The following is a 20,197-nucleotide window of genomic DNA, read 5'->3' as shown; positions in this document are numbered from 1 at the left end:
GCGTCTCTCGTGTCCACATCGTTAATCTGAATCACGAACCAGAGACCAAGGAAACTAAATTCTCAAACGGACTCTTATCTCTGACGCGAGTCTACTCTTTAGAACTGTGAACAACCGACACCAGTTAAGCAAGAATGGCATTTTGGTGGCTGTGGACATTGGTTTAGCCCCAATTATCGTTCCCATTTTGCCATGTACTTTTTCTTTTATCTTCAATTGATTATCAGTTTTCGACGGCATTGCCACGCCTATTCCCACCATATTGGCAGTTAAAACGATTTCATAATTGCACCAAAAGTTTTTGAAGATCAGCCCAACTGAGTGCGGGTCAGAATCCTCTTCTAAGGCGCGGGTTCAGTGTTCAGAAAACTATTGCGTTCCCGTGCGGGTCTGTTGCTTGTACGGATTTTTAGGAGCTAGTCTTGTAATGACACAAGAAAAAGACAGACGTTTATTTCATTCTGTGCGTGTGCATGTTGCCCAACTGTGCAGTTCTTCCTCGCTATGTGCCGGTGCTGTTCTGACGGCTGCCATGTTTGCCGCTGCCGGACCTGTCGCTACGCTTCCTTTTGTTTCCGTTGCACAAGCTGCGGATATGAAGGGTAATGCGGGGGGAGCAGGTTCCTCTAATGCTGGTGGTGGCGGGCAAGGAAACGGTTTTGGCGGTGGCGCAGCCTGTCAAGGCGACGGTTGCGAAGTGATCAGCGGGAATATACCGGACTTTAATGGAAACGGTGCAGACGGTGCCTCATCCGCAAAACATGCAGGGGGTGCGGGCGGCAAAGTCGGCGGAACCACAGTTGGAACGGACCCCCTCATAATAACAGGTGGGGCGGGGCAAAGAGGTGAGTCGCCCAGTATAGCCAGTGACAACCATTACGAGAAAGAACCTGTTGGCGGCGGCGGTGGTGGTGGAGCCGGGCTTTTCCTTGATGGCGGTGACGCCACGCTTGTCACGGGTTCAAGCGTCACGGGCGGCGATGGTGGAGAAGGGAGCAGGACGGCGTATATGACCGGCACCGGCGGCGGCGGTGGTGGCGGTGCCGGCGTAATCTTACGCAATGGTAAACTTACAAACGCCGCCGGTTCGACAATCCGGGGTGGTAATGGTGGCGGTGGCGGTTGGGACGATATCTCAACCCAAGATCATAGCTTAAAAGGGGGCGGTGGCGGCGCCGGGGATGGCGTTGTGGTCGATAAGAACGGCACTTTCATTAATTATGGGACGGTCGAGGGCGGTAAAGGTGGCAAAACAGTCTCAACAGCCTACGATCGCGACGACACAGAAAGCCGCAACCGTCGCACCGGCCGCGCCGGCAGCGGCATTCGCATCGGGGAGTCTGGCTACGTCATCAATGCAGGCACGGTGAAGCATGGCGCCAAGGCTGAGGGTGATACGCGCCCCGACGTGAATGCCATCGACGTTGTCGGTGATCACTCGACGCTTGAATTGTGGGATGGTTCGAACATTGAGGGCAATGTTGTCGTTGCCGATGGTGTGAAGGACACTTCACTGGTTCTGGGCGGTGAGAAAGATTCCTCGCTAGACGCGTCCGAACTTGGCGACAAGTACAAGGGTTTTGACAATTTCAAGAAAACTGGTGCGTCCAAGTGGGACCTTACCGGCAAGACAGACGCCCATACCCCTTGGACCATTGCCGAAGGGATCCTGTCCATTACTGAGGATGGCAGCCTGGGTAACGCGGCTGATACGCTGACCATCGATGGTGGTACGCTGCAAACGGCGGGTACCTTCGATATGACCCGCAATGTCGTGATCGGTGACAAGAACGGCACCATCGATACGCAGGGCAACACCAACACCATGAACGGTGTGATTTCGGGTGCCGGCAGCCTGACCAAGGACGGCGATGGTGTTCTTGTTCTGGCTGGTGTGAATACGTTTACCGGTGACGCCAAAATCGACAAGGGTGAGTTGCGTCTTGCTGGTAACGGTAGCATCGCTTCGGCGGCGCGTGTCGATAATAACGGCGTGTTCGACATTTCCGGTGTCGATCCGGACAGTGCAAGCGTCAAGAGCCTTGCCGGCGGCGAGAGCGGCCACGTGAAGACGGGCGACAAGACACTCGTCATCACGGACGCCAAGGATACGTTTGCCGGTGTGATCGAAGGCGATGGCGGCATCAAGGTCGATGGCGGCAAGGAAACGCTCTCCGGCGAAAACACCTTTACCGGCGATGCGACTGTATCGAAGGGTGCTGAACTCGACATGGTCGGCAAGGGCAGCATTGCTTCCGCCGAACGCCTTAATAATAATGGCACGTTCGATATCAGTGGTGTCGATCCCGACACCGCAAGCATCAAGAGCCTCGCCGGTGATGAAAACGGCCATGTGAAGACGGGCGACAAGACGCTTATCATTACGGATGCCAAGGATGCATTTGCCGGCAGCATCGACGGCAATGGTGGCTTGAAGATCGACGGTGGCAAGCAGACGCTGTCCGGCGACAACAGCTTCACCGGTGAAGCCAGTGTTGCCAAGGGTGCCGAGCTCGATCTTGCAGGCAAGGGCAGTATCGCTTCCGCCGACCGTTTGAACAACAACGGCATCTTTGACATTTCCGGCGTCGATCCTGACAGCGCGACCGTCAAGAGCCTGAAAGGTGACGATACCGGTCTTGTGAAGACGGGCGACAAAAAGCTGGTCATTGCTGACGCCAAGAATGACACTTTTGCCGGTGTGATTGAAGGCAATGGCAAGGTTGAAGTTGCCGGCGGCACGCAGCGCTTCACAGGCGACAACACCTATACGGGTGGCACCCAGGTTGACAAGCCGGGCACGCTGATTATCGGTGATGGCGGCACCAAGGGCAGCGTCAAGGGTGAAATCGACAATGCGGGCGCCCTTGTCTACGATCGTTCCGACAAGTTCGTGATCAATCCGATCAAGGGCGACGGTTCTGTCGAAATCCGCGGTGGCGGTTCTGCTGCAATCGACGGCAAGCAGGAGTTCACTGGCGAAACCACGGTTGCTGAAAACAACACGCTGGTCATCGAAGGCAATGGCGATATCTCCAACTCGTCGGGTATCACCAATAACGGTACTGTCGATATTTCGGGTATCAATGCCGACGACATTCATACCAAGCATATTGCGGGTAAGGATACGGGCAAGTTCGATATCGGCGGCAAGACGATTGTCATTACCGATGGCAATGGCAGCGAATTTGCCGGTGTTATCGACGGAACCGGTGGTCTCTCGATCGACAAGGGCAAGCAGATCATTTCAGGCGACAACACCTATACGGGCGACACGAAAATCGCCTCTGCCGGTGAATTGCAGCTTGGCAATGATGAGCGTGCGGGCAGTATCACGTCGAATGTGATCAATGACGGTATCCTGTCCGGTAACGGTTCGATGAATGGTCTGGTCAATCGCGGCACTGTTTCGCCGGGCACAGACAAGACCTTCGGCACGCTGACCGTCAATGGCGACTACGCCAGTGAAAACGGCAAGCTGGTGATGCACCAGGTGCTTGGCGATGATAATTCGCAGGGTGACCGTCTGGTCGTAAAGGGCAATACATCGGGTACAACCGAAGTTAGCGTCATCAATCGCGGCGGCATGGGTGCCCAGACCGTCAACGGCATCAAGATTATTGAAGTTGGTGGCCAGTCGGATGGTCAGTTTAATCTGCATGGCGACTATGTCAACTACAACAAGCAGCAGGCCGTTGTTGCCGGTGCTTATGCCTATACTCTTAACAAGGGCGGTGTCTCCACTCCCAACGATGGCAACTGGTATCTGCGCAGCGAAGACAAAAACAAGAAAGGTGAAAACGGAAACGGCGGCAATGGTGGTAATGGCGGCAAGGAATATCAGGCAGGTGTTCCGGTCTATGGCGGCATCAGCTCCGCACTTGCCGGGATAAACCGCGCAGGCTTCGCAAGCTTCGGCACTCGCATGAGCTCCAGCGGCAGCAATGGTAATGCCAATGCCTATAGCATTGCCAACCCCGATTCCCTGTTTGGGGAAAAATATGTCTGGGGTCGCATCCAGACCGGATATAGCCGTCTCACGCCATCGGGAAATGCTACCGGTGCCGTCTATGGTTCGAATGACTGGACCATGCAGGCGGGTCTCGATGGCCAGTTTATCGATGACCAGAATGGTGACCTGTTCGGCAGCATCTGGCTGGATTACACCAGCAGCTCGATCAAGTCGCGTTCGGATATCGGCAATGGTCATGTCAGCGTCAAGGGCTATGGTCTGGGCGGTGCACTGACCTGGTATGGCGAAAATGGCTACTACATCGACGGTCAGGGCAAGCTGACCTGGTACAAGTCCGATCTGGAGTCCGATCTTGTGCAGCAGGCACTCGCAACCGGTGTAAAGAGCTTCGGTTATGCTCTGAGCCTCGAAGCTGGTCAGAAGTTTGTGGTTTCCGATCAATGGTCGGTCACGCCGCAGGTTCAGCTGATCTGGTCTTCGCTCAACACAGACAACTATGTTGATATATTCTCGGCTGCCATTGATACTCCGGACAATCGCGTGCTGACGGGCCGTTTCGGTATTGCTGCCAACTTTGCACAAAGCTGGCTGGAAGCAGACGGTACACGCACGAAACTCGACTTCGGTGGAATTGCCAATATCTATCAGGATCTGAAGAGCGGACCGAACTACATCAATGTCTCGGACGTTAAGATTGCCACCGGCTCTACCGACAAGACCTGGGGTGAACTGGGTCTGACAGCCGATTATTCGTGGAAGGACGATACCTATTCCGTGTTCGGCAAGGTATCGACCGCGACAAGCCTTCAGAACGTTGGCAAGAGCTATTCCGTAAGCGGAAGCCTCGGCTTCAAGGTGAAGTGGTAATTACCTGACCACTTCCAATGCTCTGGCGCGTAGCAGCGCCGGAGCAATAGATGGACCATGTAAGAGGTTCCATCTCTGCATTCACCACTGAACATTGCTTCTATAGCAATGCCCCCGCACTCCACAGAAGCAATTAATACCCACAGTGGTGATATGAGGAGGCAACAACTCGGCTCCCCCCGTTGCCTCCTCACCTATCATCTTCTGTATTCGGACCAGCCTTAAGAGTTCTTCTGAATATCCAGGAGAATGACCCAATAAACCAAATCGGTGATTGTTATGTTCTCGTTAAAGAAAGCGGCGAGAAAGTTTACGCTCGCGCTTAGCCTTGCCACGCATGTTCTAATGCCCCTACCTCTTCAATCAGTCACTGTAGCCCATTCCATGGATGCACGCGTACGAAGCCAGCTGATCCGGCTCGATCCGTTAACGCGTCTGGAGCAGCGCTGCAACCTGGAAGCAATGGAGCGCATTACGCGCGAAAACCATCATTACGATGTTGATAAGGTTCTCGCCTACGCCTACTCAGACCCCACAATAAAAAGCCGGGGCATTCAGGCACAAGGTGCTGCCATGCGTAGTCGTGGCGTTTGGTACAAGCTTTCCTACTCGTGCCGAACCAAAGATAACTATCTCGGCATAGTCTCATTCAATTACAATATCGGGGGCGTCATACCAAAAAAAGATTGGGATCATCACTATCTCGTCCCCTGATCGATAAAACCAACAAACAACAATAAAGCAAGCAGTCATGAAAAATTCATTTTTTGTTTTATCTATACTAATTCCTGGGCTTTTTGGCGGCAAGTATGTCTTTGCCTATTCTGATATCAAGCCAGAGCAAACAGTTGCGCGTGCTACGATCAATTGCAACGATAGCGGTTCGGTTGAAAATGCAATCTTCTGTGGCGCCAGAGATACGTTTGGTCATCCCGGTGTCTCTGTGGCGGGTATGTCAGAACGGGAGTGGCGTGCATTGATCCGCGCATTGATCTGGCGTGAGAGCCGGTTTCAGCCCAATATACGTTCACGCGCTGGTGCTTACGGCCTGACCCAGCTGATGCCGGCAACCGCCAGATCAACGGGTCTGCGTCCTGAACATTTGTCCCGGCCTTATTGCCAGGTCAAGGGAGGCGGGCTGTATCTGGCGAGAATGCTAGAAACTTTTGAAGGTGATATCCCTCGCGCGCTGGCCGGGTATAACGCCGGTCCCGCGAATGTGAAAAAGTACAAAGGGCTGCCTCCATTCAAGGAAACACAGGTCTACGTACGCGACGTGATGCAAAAATTCAAAGAATATAAAGGACAATCAAACCGTCGTGTATCTCAACGATGATCTTATTTAGAATATGCATATGTATCGTGGATGCAGGCTGGCAGAGGAAGCCTTTCCAAGGCTGACCATTGCCGGCCCATCCGTTTGATACTCGTCGTGTTTAATCGCGGTGGAAATAATTTAGATACTTCGGATTCAGTACTTAACTTATATGGCGCCCTCCTTCCTCATATCTTATTGATTTGATTTTTATGAACCTTCTTGCTTTGCAGTATCCGCTCGGGCATTTATAAAGCTATAAAGGAGGGTACTTAATTGTCCGCTTCGTGCTTGATGAGCTGGATCGAAATTATATAACTGGAGAAGCTTACCCAATGCCCCAGAGCCGCTTGAATACGTCGCGTATTTTGAGATGGTATTGGATATCCGTTATTATTGTTATCGTGATTGCCTCGGTTGTCGCGACACTGGTTATTTGTCACGATTATTTCGTGCGGAAAAACGATGCTGGCCAAAAAGCGATGATTTTTGCGCAAGCGCTCGCCGAGCAAACGACAGAGGTCGTTTTATCGCTCAATGCTCTCAGCAATGCCGTCGTGCAGGACGTGACCGAGAAAATCGTCGATGACAAGCTCATGTCAGAGGTATTGAAGCGACGTGCAAACGGTGAAACAAAGGGCGTGATCGGGATAGCGCTTGTCAATGAAAATGGGCTTGTTTCAGCAAGTGGCATAAGCACAATTCCGGTAGGGTTGGATCTGTCACATTCGACCGAATTTAAGGCATTGTCGGGCGCCCATTCCCCGTCGGTGTTTTTCAATCATCCAAGCGTTCACGAAATTAATACACCCAAAAGCTGCGTCGGGCAGACTATGACTTATTCGCGCGCTATTTTTGACGGTCAGCATGTCTTTCGTGGCTTTGTATTGATACTTGTAAACGAACATTACCTTTATAGCTTCTATGATCGGTTCGACAAGGAACCTGACATTGTATTGGGCCTTGTCGGGGACGATGGTGTCATTCGAGCATCGAATTATGGTCTTGCAATCGGACGCAATATCAAACCCTATATTGAAAAAGAACTCGAAGTAGGACAGGGAATTCAGATTCGCAACTCACCGATAGTCAATTATCGGCTGCTCTTTGCGTATTATAAATCGTCTGCTGCGCCTTTGTGGGCTTATGCAGGGTTTCCCACAGCGCCTCTCAAGGCGGCTTGGCTTACAGCTTCTGGCCTCGTTGTTGCTGCATTAATGGCGCTTTTCACCGTGCTCGTGGCTTGCGGAATAATTTTAGCTAAATATCTGAAAAGTCAACGCGAGTTGCTGCGCCGTGACATTGAAGCGATCAAAGAAAAGCAGGAGCTGGAGATATTTCAAACGATTGCTGGCGCCAGCGACGTCGTGATGGTTGTCACTAACGCCGAAGGTCAAATCATAGTCGTGAATCAGAATTTTCAGGACATTTTTACCGGGCTTGGCGTGGGTGAAGAGCTGCCGATAAAGTCGATGCTGGGGCTCGAGTTCAACAGCTTGAGCAGCAGACCATCATGGCAAGGCACACACACCGTGCGACTAGCTAGTGGCAAAAGACGCGAAATGAGTTGGGTCGTCTCCATTATTCGCAATCAAAACGACGGTGGTGTACGAAACTTTGTTATTCTGGGGCTCGATATCACCGAGCGCAGAGAAGCTGAATTGGCAATATACCAGTCCAGTAAGCTTCTGACCCTGGGGCAAATGGCAACCAGCATTGCGCACGAAATCAGCCAGCCTTTGGCGACACTTGCAATGATGCTGGACAATCTCGACCATGAGGTCGTTCAGGGACAATCAAACATTGCTTCGGTTCGTGGCCAAATCGGCGAGATGAGTCAGCAAGTGGAACGGGCATCCACGATAGCTCGACACATGCGGATATATGGTCACAAAACCGATGGCTCTCTAGCCGTTCTTGATCCGGAAGAGATCGCGCAAGGTGTGCTGACGATCTGCAAAGAGAAAATACAATCAGATCGGATTGTTATTGATACGCATGTGCATCCGATGACTAAAAATATAATCGGCAACCAGATTCTGATTGAACAGATACTGCTCAATTTTATTGTGAATGCACGCGACTCCATCCTCAGCAAAGGAAATGGCGCTGCGCTATCAGATGCAGCGATCCAGATTGAACTAAAGCAAGAGCAGGATGATGTCGTCTGTTTTTCCGTGCAGGACAACGGAACGGGATTGAATGAAGACGTAGAAGAGAAACTTTTTGACCCATTTTTTACAACCAAACCGATGGGGCAGGGAATGGGGCTTGGACTGGCGCTTTGTCACGGCATGGCAAGAGATATGAAGGGTTCAATAGAAGCAAGAAATGTGAGCGATGGTGCTGTCTTTATGCTGAGATTGCCGGCAGCGTCTTCAAACCTTGCGAAGGATAATAGATAATGGACACAAATAATAAAGATTGTCGTGTTCTGTTAATTGACGACGAAGAACCGCTTTTGAATGCTTTAACTATTGCACTTGAAGCGGATGGCTTGATTTGCGCAAAGGCAACATCAGCCGATCAGGCTCTCTCTGTACTAGACACAACCGCGTCGATTGAACTGATTGTCAGTGACATCAGAATGCCTGCCATGGATGGCATCACGTTACTACAGCACGTGCGCGAACGATACGAAGAGCGCTCCTGGCTCCAGGTTATTTTTATTACCGCCTATGCTTCCCTGGAAAATTCAGTAGAAGCGCTTCGTCTGGCAGCAGCAGATTTCCTCTATAAACCAGTGCGGCGCGATGTTCTGGTCAAGTCGGTGCAGATGGCACTCGATAAAGCATCGAAAATTAAACGTGATACGCAATTTCGTGTTCAGGGGTCAGACCATTTGGATCGCCTGGCGGAAGAGATTCACGCTCTCAAAGGTCTGTTGAATTCGTCCACAATCAGTCAGGGAACTCAAGACGAAGATGGAAGGAGGAACCGTCAAATTGGAAAGCCTCTGTCCAAAGAAAGGCTTTTATCGTTTGTACAATCCAATGATATAAAGAAGAAATTTTTTAAAGACGAATTATTCAGTGATCCTGTCTGGAATATGCTTCTTGATTTAATGCAACAGAGTTTAGAAGGAAATGAAGTTGCTGCATCCTCACTTTATTTTTCGTCTGGTGCTCCAGTTTCCACCGCAGCACGGCGTCTTAATGAAATGGAAAAAGCGGGACTAGTGGAAAGAAAGCTGGATGATACTGACAAGAGGCGGCAGATTGTTAGGATCAGTCCAAAGGCTTATCATTTACTAGAGGGGTACTTTCGGGCGATTAACGATATTTGACGCGATAGCATTTTTGAATTAATAAGCTTTTGTCAAAACTGTGCTGTGTATATGATGATCACCAACTGAGCAAATTTCAGAGCGCTATGCAGATTCTTGACTGGCAATCAGATCCGCACATGACCGCTTTGCGCTCTATTGCCGTCATCTCGCTCCCAATTGCTTCTGATTGAAAGCTGACATCAGCGAAGCAACCTCAATCCGGTGAGCATCGCGACGCTTAGCGCGGCAGAAAGAGCCAGAGTAGTGAGGCTCCAGCTCGCACCAAAATTCGCTATACCGAAAGCCATTGCGAATGGTGCAGTCGCAGACACGATTAGTCTGGCTGACATGATCTTGCCTTGCATGGCACCATAGCCATCACTTCCGAACAGTGACAAAGGCAAGGTTCCGGAAACAATGCTGAAGAGGCCGTTTCCGAAGCCAAAAAGACAGGCAAACATCATCGTCGCAATAATGGATGGGGCTCCGAATAGCAGAACAATGAGGGCTATGCCCATCAAGGAGGCAGAGATTACTGCCAGACTGATCGGAGCGAGGTTTTTGCCACCGAGCATGTTGATCAGGCGGCTGACTACCTGAGAAGGTCCGAATATCGCGCCAATAAATGCTGCAGAACCTGCAAGACCGAGCGCGCCCAACATCGGCACCATATGGACCAGAATGGCCGCTGCAACGAGAGCCTGCGTCGAGAATGCCACGAGAATAAGCACGAAACCTTTGCGCCGTTGATGGGCAGGCAGATCACCTGAACAGGCGGTTGTGACTGTTCCATTCGTTGATCGTTTCCGACCACTCTTTGCAATAGAACGCGCGAGCAAAAGGTGTACCGGCACGCAGAGAAACAAATGGAGGCAAGCGAACAGCAAATAGGTCTGTTGCCAGGTGAGCCAATGTTGAAGGGTTGTTGTAATGGGCCAGAACATTGTCGAGGCAAAGCCTGCAATCAGTGTCAGATAGGTGATGCTACGCTGGGCAACATTTGGCGCTAATTGCACCAATAATGCAAAGGCTGCTCCATATTGGACGAGGTTGGCGGCGATTTCGATGATCGTCAGCGCGCCTGCAAACGTTAAAGCATTTGGAGAAAACGAACACAGTATGAGAGAGATGGCGGCCAGTATCGAGCCTATCGTCATCATGCGACCAGCACCGTAACGATCAATCCATTTGCCTAACCAGGGAGCGAGAAAGCCCCCGGCTAGCAGGGCAACCGACAGTGCTCCGAAAATCCATTCGTTGGAAACGGAGAAGTCCCGCGCCATGGACGGCGCGAGAATGCTGAAGGAATAATATAAAGTGCCGTAACCGATATTCTGGGTCAGTCCGAGACCGGCAATGGCCGCAATGGGAAGCCGTTCAGCTTTCATATTGATTTCAACGAAACACGCTTTTCGAGTTTGGACGCTTCTTCCTTGCGCTCGCTATAACGGTCTGTGAGATGATCCGAGATGCCACGCGTCAGAAGTGTAAACTTCATTAGTTCTTCCATCACATCGACCACGCGATCATAGAATGATGAGGGTTTCATCCGTCCAGCGTCGTCAAATTCCTGCCATGCCTTTGCGACGGATGACTGGTTTGGAATGGTGATCATTCGCATCCAGCGCCCAAGAATACGCATCTGATTAACGGCGTTGAAGCTCTGCGATCCGCCAGAAACCTGCATTAATGCAAGCGTTCGGCCCTGCGTCGGACGAATTGCTCCACCCGGCAATGGGATCCAGTCGATCTGCGATTTCATGACAGCGCTCATGGCTCCATGACGTTCTGGACTGGTCCAGACTTGCCCTTCTGACCAAAGCATTGCCTCACGCAATTCCTGAACCTTCGGATGCTCTGCCGAACCGTCGTCTGGCAAGGGAAGACCATTGGCATGAAAGAGACGCGTTTCAGCGCCCATCGCATCGAGCAGACGCTGCGCTTCCAGCGTCAGAAACCGACTATAGGAACGATCACGAAGTGAGCCATAGAGCAAAAGGATACGAGGCTTATGCTTTGGAAAGTCGGCGCGTAGTGCATCCAGGTTGGGCAATGCGAAGGAATTCTGATCGAGGTTCGGCAGGTCCATGTCAGCGCGACTTTCTTTCATAGGTGATGACTTCTCCGTCCTCTTTGGTGAATGACGACACCGGGTTTTCCAGAATGTCGAGAACCAGTTCTGACGGACGGCACAGTTTGGTGCCAAGCGGCGCTTCCACGATTGGACGATTGATCAGGATAGGATGCGTCATCATGAAGTTGACCAGTTCGTCATCGGTCCAGTTGGGATCGGACAATCCCAACTCGGCATACGGTGTGCCTTTCTCGCGAAGGAGTTGGCGAGGCGACATCTGCATTGCAGTGAGCAGTTCGACCAGTCGTTCTCGCGATGGCGGATTTTGCACATATTCAATGACGACAGGCTCTTCGCCGCTGGCGCGGATTATCGCCAATGTGTTGCGAGAGGTCCCACAGTTCGGATTGTGATAAATCGTAACAGACATCAGAGTTTTCCTGTTTCGGTGACTGGCTTTTGATTGGCACCGCGTTCGTACCACCCCTTTGAGCGGTTCACGATCCAGACGACCGAGAGCATGACGGGCACTTCAACAAGAACGCCAACCACTGTTGCGAGCGCCGCGCCAGATGAGAAGCCGAATAGGCTGATTGCTGCTGCTACTGCCAGCTCGAAGAAGTTGGATGCGCCAATCAAAGCTGACGGACCAGCAACGCAATGTTGCTCGCCTGAAATGCGATTCAACAGATAGGCGAGGCCAGAGTTGAAGTAGACCTGAATGAGGATCGGGACGGCCAACATCGCTATGATCATGGGCTGTGCGATGACCTGCTCTCCCTGAAACCCGAATAGCAGAACAAGTGTCGCCAAAAGCGCAATCAGGGACAGCGGCTGTAGCGTTCTGAGCATTGCATCGAAAGCTCGTTGTCCACCGCTGGCGAGAATGCTTCTACGCAGGATTTGCGCGATAATCACCGGAATGACGATATAGAGGACAACCGACAGAACGAGCGTATCCCATGGGACAGTAATTGCCGACAGTCCGAGTAATAGCCCGACGATAGGGGCAAATGCGACAACCATGATCGCATCGTTCAGAGCGACCTGCGACAGCGTGAAATGCGGCTCGCCCTTGGTCAGGTTGGACCAGACGAACACCATTGCCGTGCAAGGGGCGGCCGCCAGAATAATCAACCCGGCAATGTAGGAATCGATCTGGTCTGCAGGCAGATAAGGACGAAACAGCCAGCCGATAAATAGCCAACCGAGAAGTGCCATAGAGAATGGTTTGACGGCCCAATTGATAAAGAGCGTGACGCCAATGCCACGCCAGTGCTCAGTGACCTGTCTCAATGCGTTGAAATCGATCTTCAGCAACATGGGGATGATCATGAGCCAGATGAGAATAGCAACCGGAATATTGACCCTGGCGACTTCAGCAGATCCGATTGCATGGAATACTGTCGGAAAGAAGTGCCCCAGAGCTACGCCAGCGACAATGCAAAGAGCCACCCAGACAGTCAGATATCGTTCGAATATGGACATCAGTTATTCTCCACATTCCAGGTTGCCTTGCTCAAAATTGAACGCACGACGTTACCCGTGCTCAAGCTGAGCACGCTATAAACCCTAGCTGTCATTGTATCAGTCCGTTTGGTGGAAGGCCGAATTCGTCGGTCTCGTGTTATTGTGTAGTCGCTTTCGGTTCGCAACAGGGTGTTAGGCTTTGTATGAGAGGTTCGCAGAGTTCAGCACTACCGCCGCAACAGTCTTTGATCATGAAAAGGGTCAGTTCGCGAAAACGGTCGAGGTCGGCGCGATAGATAATCGAACGGCTCTGACGTTCACCTTTTATAAGTCCAGCGCGAGATAATGTCGCCAGATGTGCAGACATCGTATTCTGCGGTACATCCAGCATGCGCGCCAGTTCACCAGCAGGAATACCCGTAGGTTCGTGTCGCACCAACCGACGGAATGTATCCAGTCGTGTCGGTTGGGCCAGAGCAGCGAAAGCTGTTATTGCTTCTTCATTTTCCATATATCCAGAATAATGGATATAAAGAGACTGTCAATAGGCAAAGCTGTTTTGAAACGTTGTCGCCAGTTCGTAAAATTGTCCGGCTGTCCAGCCCCTAACCCGCCCAGAGGCGTATTGCGCAGGAGTTGGGGAAGTCACAACGATAGTTGGTACAGCAGTATTCACACATTGGCAGCATTATTGATATGGATAGCCGTGGATCGCTGTTGAGAACCGCAGCTTATATGACCAAGGAAGCATTTTTAGCGACGCAGCCAGTCTGAGTTAACGGCGATGGAACTGCAGCCATATTTGCTTTCTCCTTACATAAAGCGCATGATGCTCAAAACGGCAGTAAGTGAAACGGGTGCTGTCGTTCAGGTTTCAAATACCTGGCCCGCAACAAAGGAGGACAAAATGTCTTCCATCGCGTTGAATTCCAGAAACATCACTATGATTTCGCGACTTCTAAGGGAGGCTCGTAAAACCGGCGACACACAAGATTTGCGCACTGATGCTGCACGTTATCTGACACGTCGATTTCAGGAGGGAACACGTGACGAAGGTCGACTACAGATCGCCCTGACACAATTTATCAAGAAACATCGAAGAATGGCAAATGCCGTCGATCGTTGCGATGACGAAGGCGACGCAGTAAAAAGCGAAACGTAATGGCCCTTTCATTTCCAAACCCCAGCAGAAGTTTCGATGATCTTGAGTTGGGCGTGCGATTTGTCGGCTACGATGGAATGACCTCCGTCCCATTTCTAATCGATAAGCCCGCCCTGGAGAAGAATGGCGTCATTGCAGCGACGGAATCATCGCTTCTTGCCGCCTTCGACGCCTCACGGAAACTGATCTACGATGCTGCTCTCGAGGTCTATTCACAGGCTCGGCAAACTTCCTATCGCATCACCGTGGAGGACATGAAGTAGCTTTTTTTGCAATGATTGAGCCGATCTGCCGTCGCAATTCAGCCTCAGTTGCTTTGCTCAAATTTAAAGCGCATGGTGCATGTCTCGACAGCTTTTGAAACGGGCGCTGTCGGTTGCGAGTGCATACTCCAGCCCCAATACAAGGAGGACGAAATGTCTTCCAAAATTATCAAGCCCTACGTTGGACCTACCGACTTTCGAATGATGCGTGAAATACTGCGCCGGCTATCGGCTTTACGATACCGCAGAAAACCGTGCCGCTCACATATCCGCAGCAAGGCTACTCATTCAGGAATTTCAATCTGGACGCTCACCATCGTGAGCGATGCCGCAGGTTTCTCGGCAACATGCCCGTAATAATGTGGAAGTATCTCCAGCGGTGATTTGAACCATCACTGAATTGGTCCGGTAAAAGAATTAGTTAATTCCTCAAAAACAGGAAGTTTTCAAAATGCCCCGTGGTCAGAAAAGAAGTAACCGAGAAATAAGAAAGCCAAAGAAAGATAAGGTCAAGGAGAAAACTGCGTCAACAGATGTTGTTTCAGGTCGCTTTCCTACTCCTGCCAATGACTTGATCAAAACCAAACGGCATTAGTTATAGCTGTGTCTCCCACTTTGCTTGGTGAGGAGACGCAGCCCCTATCGGGGGTACAATCATGCCAACGTCTACATTTAGTTCAAAAGGCAATTTGTATTGCGAAGGAAAGAACCTCGGTTCTGTTGGCTACCGTATTTCCATACTCACGGAAGGCGAGAAGACGTTTACAAAGGGCGTCTTGTGGGCAAGCATGGACATACTCCGGCAGGCCTATCTAGGAGATCTTGTTCAATTATCATCGGAAAAAGGCAATGGTTTGCTGAACGTGGATGTAAAGAACGTCGGAATACATGGAAACTCTGACTTCATTATAGTTGGAAAGCAGACGTTTTAGGACATCGCATACCAGTACTTAATAGACGTAGGAACCGAGCACCCACGCGACCAATCCGATGTCGATGCATATGATGAGAAATGCGATCAGATACACGCTCAATTTACGATCCAAAGATTTTTGGGCTGACATTTTATCCTCGCCAGATTGATCACGTGTCATTGAGACGATACCAGCCCGGTAAGTTCCTCGTGAAACAGGCCTCTCGATCCCCACTCGAAGTCGCCGTATTTAGCCCGACGTCACGAAACGCGGATTATCAGCCATGGGCCAACCTCAATCGGAGCCGCTTTCGAGGAGGCCATCGCAAGACCAAGGATGTTGCAGTGACTTGCGGGGCCGTATAGCCCCCCCCCCCCCCCTCATTCTCCCAGGCTTCCAGTTCTCTTTGATTAGATTGTGATAGCCGTTGGGCGCGAATTGCCAAAAGCATGTCCAGCATCTGCACAGGATTATGGCTTCCGTCGCTGAAAATTTCACAAAGGTGTTTGGCGGCTTCCATGCGAGTCTCTGGCTCTTCGCAACCCTCCAGCGAATATCCGGAACGTTGCAGGAAAGCACGTAGCGAAGGGAAATCTTCTGGGCCAAAGTAGGATAGACGTGAAGCGGAAGACATCGCATGTCCCCTTCATTTTGGGGCAGGAGATTGTTCTCTCCCAACGACAGCGCCCGTTTCAATTGCTGTGCATAATAAACAGTGCGCCTTTTCGAATTAAAGCGCAAGCAGACATGTGATATTTATTTATTTAAAAATAATAGGCTCAGAATTTTTATCAGATAATCATGAGCCGGAGAAAATCAACGCGTTGCATTATACTTTTGCATCTTCTCAATTTCATGAATGAATTTTTCCGCATACTGCGCTGTATTAACGTAGTTCAGTTCATTGGAGCCAAGAATATGATGATGCGTGAATACTGCTTTAAGTCGATCCAGAAATTTGGGTTCGGTCTCGGCTAGATGCCCGATGAGAACCTGAAGTATCTGCTCATGTGCAAGAACCTTTCGTTCTAGAGCTGTGGTGTCATTAGCCATTGCGTTTGCTCCTCGGTAAAGAATGACGTGGCGACCGGGTACGTGAGAAACCGCCGCAAGAACGCCGGAGAATATTCCCAAGCTGCGACCAATCTTTAGATGGAGAAGTCATTTGTTCATGAGCATTTCTGAGATCGCTTCTGCTGGCCGTCGTGTCCTCATCATGCCGTGGACGTACAGAAACAGTTTCCAAATTAATGCTATGGGTGAGTTGTTTATTCATTATAGCCTCATCGTTCGGTTTCCCGGCCACATTAAAGCGCCTTGGCGAGTTCGTTGCCGCACGCAGTAGCGAGCGCGGTATTGGGTTGCTGTGCTCCCAACGGTGTCGCCCACCCTGTCTTCTCGATAAAAGTACGGCGGGAGTAAGCTGGTGCGGCCTTAAAGTCAGCCAGTATGTTTACAACGGCCGGATCGTTTTTCGATTTTTCAAGACAGTAAGGCGTTAGAGCGAGTGCTACCCCGTCGGTCATGTTGGATGCAATCAGGCGCTCAGAAGTGCCTTGTGTGACCCACCCACCTACAGAGAACCCGATAGCAATTGCCGCAATGGCACCAATCGATGCGCCGCCGAGTGCGGGCTTTAACCAATCAAACTTGTTCATGATGGTATCCGATCTTCAGTGATCGAACGCACATAATTATGCGTTGGATTTTGATTATAGCACCAATGTAATCAACTTTTGCGAGAATTCTATATAAACTTTAATTTTAAGTTGTCTTGCGGCACCGAGTTGAATTTTTGTGCTTACATAATTTTCCCGAGCCGAGAAAACTCCCACTGCTAGTGCACCACCTTTTCCAAGCGTGGCCTTACTGGTTGCGAGATTTCACGGGCTTTTGCAGAATACAGTGTGCTCGTTATTGGAACATAGCCACCACCCGTTTGTTGTGCTGAAAATGATAAAGACATTGGGCATATGACAGATCTCACAAAACCATACCATTCGTCGAGACGGTTTGCTGCGGGCGCGAGACTTTGTGATCTCCCGTCGCAAGTTATAGCGTTGAAAGACGGTTTGAGAGTGAGGTTCTCCAACAATAATGCAGACACGTTTTCGGAGCTTTTGGCGCGCCTCGACGCTGCAGAGAAAAAATATCGCGAGTGAGCCGTCGCTTGATTTTCTCGATTCTAAAAATAAAATTTGTTTGCCAATGACATATGACTTCCAGCCTCGCACGTTTTCGCTACGGGGTTCTTTTTACCGCGCCAAGATCACGTTTTAATAAAAAGAAAGTCGAGACCTTGTAAAAATGCTTGGTTAGCGCTAGATAATACGCATCGAATTTGTTATCGAACGACGTGGCTGAAATTTAAAGCCCTTCTTTTTCTCTCAAATCGTAAAACTCGCAGCGAATTAATTTTCGTTATTATTTAACCGTTCGATTTGAAGGATATTCAATATGACCAACGGAACAGTAAAATTCTTTAATGGCACAAAAGGCTTTGGATTTATTCAACCTGATGATGGCTCTCCGGATGTATTCGTTCATGTTTCGGCTGTTGAGCGTGCAGGTTTGCATGCACTCAATGAAGGCCAGAAAGTAAGCTTCGAACTCGTAGCGGATCGCCGCTCGGGCAAGAAGGCTGCCGATAATCTTCAGGCTATTTGATTGGAGCAATTATATTGTCTCGGGTCTTTGACCACGGATGTACTGGCATTGCTCGTTGAGACAATTGGAAGGTCGGGTCTGCCCGACCTTTTTTATTTGGTCCTTTTTTTCTGACCCGAATGCGGATCCAACAGCCGGAAGGACAGTATATGATGGGCGAGCCTACCAAAGAAACGATCTTCAAGCAGCCTCGCACACGTATGGAAACAAAAAACGCTGTGACCGACAAGACTGCCAAGGGCATTCTGGAAAACGAAAGAGCAGCAGTTAACGCAAAAACCGCCCGGCTCCGAGCTGCACGTTTGGAGCGCGAGCGCACCAAATTTTCAAAAGAGTAGGATAGAAATTGCAGGTACTCGTTAGAGATAACAATGTCGACCAGGCACTCCGTGTACTGAAAAAGAAATTGCAGCGCGAAGGTGTCTTTCGTGAAATCAGAGAACGTCGCGCTTATGAGAAGCCGTCAGAAAAACGCATCCGCGAGAAAGACGAAGCCATCCGTCGCGCTCGCAAAGATGCAAAAAAGAGAGCGCAACGCGAGGGCCTTTTGCCAAAGCCGAAACGAAAGGCCGCGCCGACGCGGCCACGAAATGCGGCGGCCCCAATTCTTAATAGCCACTGAGTTGCTTTGTTGGCGCAGCGATAAGGTGGCGACCGCCATTTATGCGGTCGCCCCTAGGTATTCGGCACGCATTTTATTTCGGTGAAATTAATGGAGCAGTGATCGCGAGGTCGATCACTATAAGCCCGTTCGCTACATATTCCATTTTGCGCGTAGGCCAACCCCGTGCGATTCTCGCTGCGATAGTCCTTTGTTATCAAGTGTGTTGTGTAGCGAATTTCGAGCAATCGTTGGACATTTGGAATAGTATCTGACATACGAACTCTACGAGAACAAACCAGCAACATTTTTGATTGAGATTTGAAACGATTATGGCCATTAAGTTTACGAGCACTCCTGACCGCCCTGTAGAACCTAAGATTGGCAGGCTCTCAAAAAAGAAGAGCCAGACTAAGGCTGATAGTAATCCCGAGTTGGATTTGAACACTGACGGAAAGTAAGATTAGATGACCAATGCGCGGCTTATCGTGGTTGCGGCATTCGACCGTAACGGAGTTGGAGAGTTAGTTCCGGCGTTCGAACCTATGGCATTTGAAACAGAGGGCCGCGCTTTACGTGAGGCACAATCGCTGCAGGGCAAACATGTCGGTGTAGTCGCATGGAGCCGCGAAGCCGATCCCGATGTTGGAGAATATGGACCGCCTGCGACACTGTTTCAATGCGGCGATATACCTGACATGGAATAAGGTTTCATAACGCTCCCGAAGGGTGCCGGTCTCGCGTCTTTCTCCCCAAACTAATAGCAAGTCCGCACTCGCACATTTGGATCGAGCCTTTGATCTTAAAAGGACGACCAAACCTATTGGATGGCGCGCCCGTCAAGGACAGAGGAAGATCATGCTCAACGTGCTGCGTAAGGCGCCACATCCAGGCGAGTGCAGGCATCAAGGCGAACGTTCGCATATAGTTACGGAATGGCTTGTATAGATCGTACATGCTCAGATATTGAAACAAATAATGCCAAAAAGCATTTGGTTTTCGCCAACTGCACCTGCGGCGGAATAGACACCAGCCTGTCTATAGTGCGATTCTCATCCCAATACGTAACTCTTGCGTTTCACGTACGCTAATGGCGCAGTCTAAGTCCACGTTGCTGTAACTCTTCACTGTCTACTTCCGGTAATCGAGAATGGAATTGGGACGGCCGCAAAACTGTCGGAAGGCATCATAGATGGCAGTCGCGCGCCGTGTCAGCAATCTTTTGGGCGACAACTGAAATCGGACCGACCGCCTAGGGCCTCATTCCGGTCGTCCAAATGGGACGACCATGTTCTTGACTGGCAATCCCGAAAACGGACAAAATCTTCGGGGCCTGGCTATGTGCAGTAGACAACTCCTACGGCACCGCACTCTTGGATAGTTGAGAGCGTACCCCGGCTTGGTGTCGAGATCGGGCCAGGGAACCATTAATGCGCTTATCAGACTTCAAAACGAATTTAGTGATGATATCTCACACGGACTGCATAATTGCGCGCCCACATCACGAACGAATGGGTTGATGCATAACGGCAATCTAGGTGAGATTCGTATTGCCTCATCAGAGAATGCTCCCGAACGGATAGCACATTGCCTCACCAGAATGCTCCCTATCCTCCGGTGAAC

Annotated in this window: 18 protein-coding genes; 11 read left to right on the top strand and 7 right to left on the bottom strand. The window is 50.4% G+C overall.

Annotated elements, in window-relative coordinates:
* Positions 1 to 1,009 precede the first annotated feature (1,009 nt).
* The 5 genes from FIC94_RS21835 (at position 1,010) to FIC94_RS21815 (ending at position 9,441) form a co-directional block, all read left to right on the top strand.
* Positions 1,010 to 4,840 carry an autotransporter outer membrane beta-barrel domain-containing protein gene (locus FIC94_RS21835; protein WP_180918111.1) on the top strand — a complete coding sequence of 1,277 codons (3,831 nt, stop codon included), beginning with the start codon at positions 1,010 to 1,012 and terminating at the stop codon, positions 4,838 to 4,840.
* A gap of 279 nt (positions 4,841 to 5,119) precedes the next feature.
* A complete protein-coding gene (locus tag FIC94_RS21830; protein WP_371830940.1) occupies positions 5,120 to 5,554 on the top strand; it encodes a DUF930 domain-containing protein in 435 nt (144 codons plus the stop codon).
* 37 nt (positions 5,555 to 5,591) lie between these two features.
* Complete coding sequence (locus FIC94_RS21825) at positions 5,592 to 6,176, top strand: lytic transglycosylase domain-containing protein (protein ID WP_140026410.1); 585 nt, start codon at positions 5,592 to 5,594, stop codon at positions 6,174 to 6,176.
* Between the two features lie 314 nt (positions 6,177 to 6,490).
* A complete protein-coding gene (locus FIC94_RS21820) occupies positions 6,491 to 8,560 on the top strand; it encodes an ATP-binding protein (protein ID WP_140026409.1) in 2,070 nt (689 codons plus the stop codon).
* Entirely contained in the window at positions 8,560 to 9,441 is an 882-nt protein-coding gene (locus FIC94_RS21815; protein ID WP_140026408.1) for a response regulator, read from the top strand. Before FIC94_RS21820 ends, FIC94_RS21815 begins: the two co-directional genes overlap by 1 nt.
* A gap of 182 nt (positions 9,442 to 9,623) precedes the next feature.
* On the opposite strand, the gene arsK is transcribed toward FIC94_RS21815, so the two are convergent.
* From arsK to FIC94_RS21790, 5 genes are all read right to left on the bottom strand, one after another.
* A complete protein-coding gene (gene arsK, locus FIC94_RS21810) occupies positions 9,624 to 10,811 on the bottom strand; it encodes an arsenite efflux MFS transporter ArsK (protein WP_140026407.1) in 1,188 nt (395 codons plus the stop codon).
* Positions 10,808 to 11,533, bottom strand: a complete 726-nt coding sequence (gene arsH, locus FIC94_RS21805; protein WP_140026406.1) for an arsenical resistance protein ArsH — start codon at positions 11,531 to 11,533, stop codon at positions 10,808 to 10,810. Before arsH ends, arsK begins: the two co-directional genes overlap by 4 nt.
* Complete coding sequence (gene arsC / locus FIC94_RS21800; protein WP_100651581.1) at positions 11,514 to 11,927, bottom strand: arsenate reductase (glutaredoxin); 414 nt, start codon at positions 11,925 to 11,927, stop codon at positions 11,514 to 11,516. The genes arsH and arsC overlap by 20 nt, the downstream gene beginning before the upstream one ends.
* Entirely contained in the window at positions 11,927 to 12,985 is a 1,059-nt protein-coding gene (arsB, locus tag FIC94_RS21795; RefSeq protein ID WP_140026405.1) for an ACR3 family arsenite efflux transporter, read from the bottom strand. The genes arsC and arsB overlap by 1 nt, the downstream gene beginning before the upstream one ends.
* 139 nt (positions 12,986 to 13,124) lie before the next feature.
* On the bottom strand, positions 13,125 to 13,478 hold the full coding sequence (locus tag FIC94_RS21790) for an ArsR/SmtB family transcription factor (RefSeq protein WP_140026404.1): 354 nt from the start codon (positions 13,476 to 13,478) through the stop codon (positions 13,125 to 13,127).
* Positions 13,479 to 13,751: 273 nt separating this feature from the next.
* Here FIC94_RS21790 and FIC94_RS21785 point away from each other — a divergent pair, with 273 nt between their 5' ends.
* Entirely contained in the window at positions 13,752 to 14,129 is a 378-nt protein-coding gene (locus FIC94_RS21785; protein WP_140026403.1) for a hypothetical protein, read from the top strand.
* On the top strand, positions 14,129 to 14,392 hold the full coding sequence (locus FIC94_RS21780; RefSeq protein WP_140026402.1) for a DUF1488 family protein: 264 nt from the start codon (positions 14,129 to 14,131) through the stop codon (positions 14,390 to 14,392). Before FIC94_RS21785 ends, FIC94_RS21780 begins: the two co-directional genes overlap by 1 nt.
* Before the next feature lie 1,730 nt (positions 14,393 to 16,122).
* On the opposite strand, the gene FIC94_RS21775 is transcribed toward FIC94_RS21780, so the two are convergent.
* Together FIC94_RS21775 and FIC94_RS21765 are read right to left on the bottom strand one after the other, a co-directional pair.
* Positions 16,123 to 16,359: a hypothetical protein gene (locus FIC94_RS21775; RefSeq protein ID WP_109365772.1), complete on the bottom strand. Its 237-nt coding sequence runs from the start codon at positions 16,357 to 16,359 to the stop codon at positions 16,123 to 16,125.
* Between the two features lie 254 nt (positions 16,360 to 16,613).
* Entirely contained in the window at positions 16,614 to 16,964 is a 351-nt protein-coding gene (locus FIC94_RS21765) for a hypothetical protein (protein WP_140026400.1), read from the bottom strand.
* A 799-nt stretch (positions 16,965 to 17,763) separates the two neighbouring features.
* Between FIC94_RS21765 and FIC94_RS21760 the strand changes: the two genes are divergently transcribed.
* The 4 genes from FIC94_RS21760 to FIC94_RS21745 all read left to right on the top strand — a co-directional run bounded on the left by FIC94_RS21760 (position 17,764) and on the right by FIC94_RS21745 (position 19,281).
* Positions 17,764 to 17,973, top strand: coding sequence for a cold-shock protein (locus FIC94_RS21760; RefSeq protein WP_109365776.1), 210 nt, complete (start codon positions 17,764 to 17,766; stop codon positions 17,971 to 17,973).
* A 149-nt stretch (positions 17,974 to 18,122) separates the two neighbouring features.
* Positions 18,123 to 18,311, top strand: coding sequence for a hypothetical protein (locus FIC94_RS21755; RefSeq protein WP_371830939.1), 189 nt, complete (start codon positions 18,123 to 18,125; stop codon positions 18,309 to 18,311).
* A gap of 8 nt (positions 18,312 to 18,319) precedes the next feature.
* Complete coding sequence (gene rpsU, locus FIC94_RS21750) at positions 18,320 to 18,595, top strand: 30S ribosomal protein S21 (RefSeq protein WP_140026399.1); 276 nt, start codon at positions 18,320 to 18,322, stop codon at positions 18,593 to 18,595.
* 446 nt (positions 18,596 to 19,041) lie between these two features.
* Positions 19,042 to 19,281, top strand: a complete 240-nt coding sequence (locus tag FIC94_RS21745) for a hypothetical protein (protein WP_140026398.1) — start codon at positions 19,042 to 19,044, stop codon at positions 19,279 to 19,281.
* Positions 19,282 to 20,197 lie beyond the last annotated feature (916 nt).

Source organism: Ochrobactrum teleogrylli (assembly GCF_006376685.1).
GTDB lineage: Bacteria > Pseudomonadota > Alphaproteobacteria > Rhizobiales > Rhizobiaceae > Brucella > Brucella teleogrylli.
The sequence above is the reverse complement of the archived record's forward strand: the minus strand, read 5'-3'. Positions and strand labels throughout refer to the sequence as shown.

What these genes read in the sequence shown, in the direction of transcription:
- FIC94_RS21835 (WP_180918111.1), top strand. Translation starts at nt 1,010, where the DNA reads ATGACCGGCACCGGCGGCGGCGGTGGTGGCGGTGCCGGCGTAATCTTA.
- FIC94_RS21830 (WP_371830940.1), top strand. Translation starts at nt 5,120, where the DNA reads ATGTTCTCGTTAAAGAAAGCGGCGAGAAAGTTTACGCTCGCGCTTAGC.
- FIC94_RS21825 (WP_140026410.1), top strand. Translation starts at nt 5,592, where the DNA reads ATGAAAAATTCATTTTTTGTTTTATCTATACTAATTCCTGGGCTTTTT.
- FIC94_RS21820 (WP_140026409.1), top strand. Translation starts at nt 6,491, where the DNA reads ATGCCCCAGAGCCGCTTGAATACGTCGCGTATTTTGAGATGGTATTGG.
- FIC94_RS21815 (WP_140026408.1), top strand. Translation starts at nt 8,560, where the DNA reads ATGGACACAAATAATAAAGATTGTCGTGTTCTGTTAATTGACGACGAA.
- arsK (WP_140026407.1), bottom strand. Translation starts at nt 10,811, where the DNA reads ATGAAAGCTGAACGGCTTCCCATTGCGGCCATTGCCGGTCTCGGACTG.
- arsH (WP_140026406.1), bottom strand. Translation starts at nt 11,533, where the DNA reads ATGAAAGAAAGTCGCGCTGACATGGACCTGCCGAACCTCGATCAGAAT.
- arsC (WP_100651581.1), bottom strand. Translation starts at nt 11,927, where the DNA reads ATGTCTGTTACGATTTATCACAATCCGAACTGTGGGACCTCTCGCAAC.
- arsB (WP_140026405.1), bottom strand. Translation starts at nt 12,985, where the DNA reads ATGTCCATATTCGAACGATATCTGACTGTCTGGGTGGCTCTTTGCATT.
- FIC94_RS21790 (WP_140026404.1), bottom strand. Translation starts at nt 13,478, where the DNA reads ATGGAAAATGAAGAAGCAATAACAGCTTTCGCTGCTCTGGCCCAACCG.
- FIC94_RS21785 (WP_140026403.1), top strand. Translation starts at nt 13,752, where the DNA reads ATGGAACTGCAGCCATATTTGCTTTCTCCTTACATAAAGCGCATGATG.
- FIC94_RS21780 (WP_140026402.1), top strand. Translation starts at nt 14,129, where the DNA reads ATGGCCCTTTCATTTCCAAACCCCAGCAGAAGTTTCGATGATCTTGAG.
- FIC94_RS21775 (WP_109365772.1), bottom strand. Translation starts at nt 16,359, where the DNA reads ATGGCTAATGACACCACAGCTCTAGAACGAAAGGTTCTTGCACATGAG.
- FIC94_RS21765 (WP_140026400.1), bottom strand. Translation starts at nt 16,964, where the DNA reads ATGAACAAGTTTGATTGGTTAAAGCCCGCACTCGGCGGCGCATCGATT.
- FIC94_RS21760 (WP_109365776.1), top strand. Translation starts at nt 17,764, where the DNA reads ATGACCAACGGAACAGTAAAATTCTTTAATGGCACAAAAGGCTTTGGA.
- FIC94_RS21755 (WP_371830939.1), top strand. Translation starts at nt 18,123, where the DNA reads ATGATGGGCGAGCCTACCAAAGAAACGATCTTCAAGCAGCCTCGCACA.
- FIC94_RS21745 (WP_140026398.1), top strand. Translation starts at nt 19,042, where the DNA reads ATGACCAATGCGCGGCTTATCGTGGTTGCGGCATTCGACCGTAACGGA.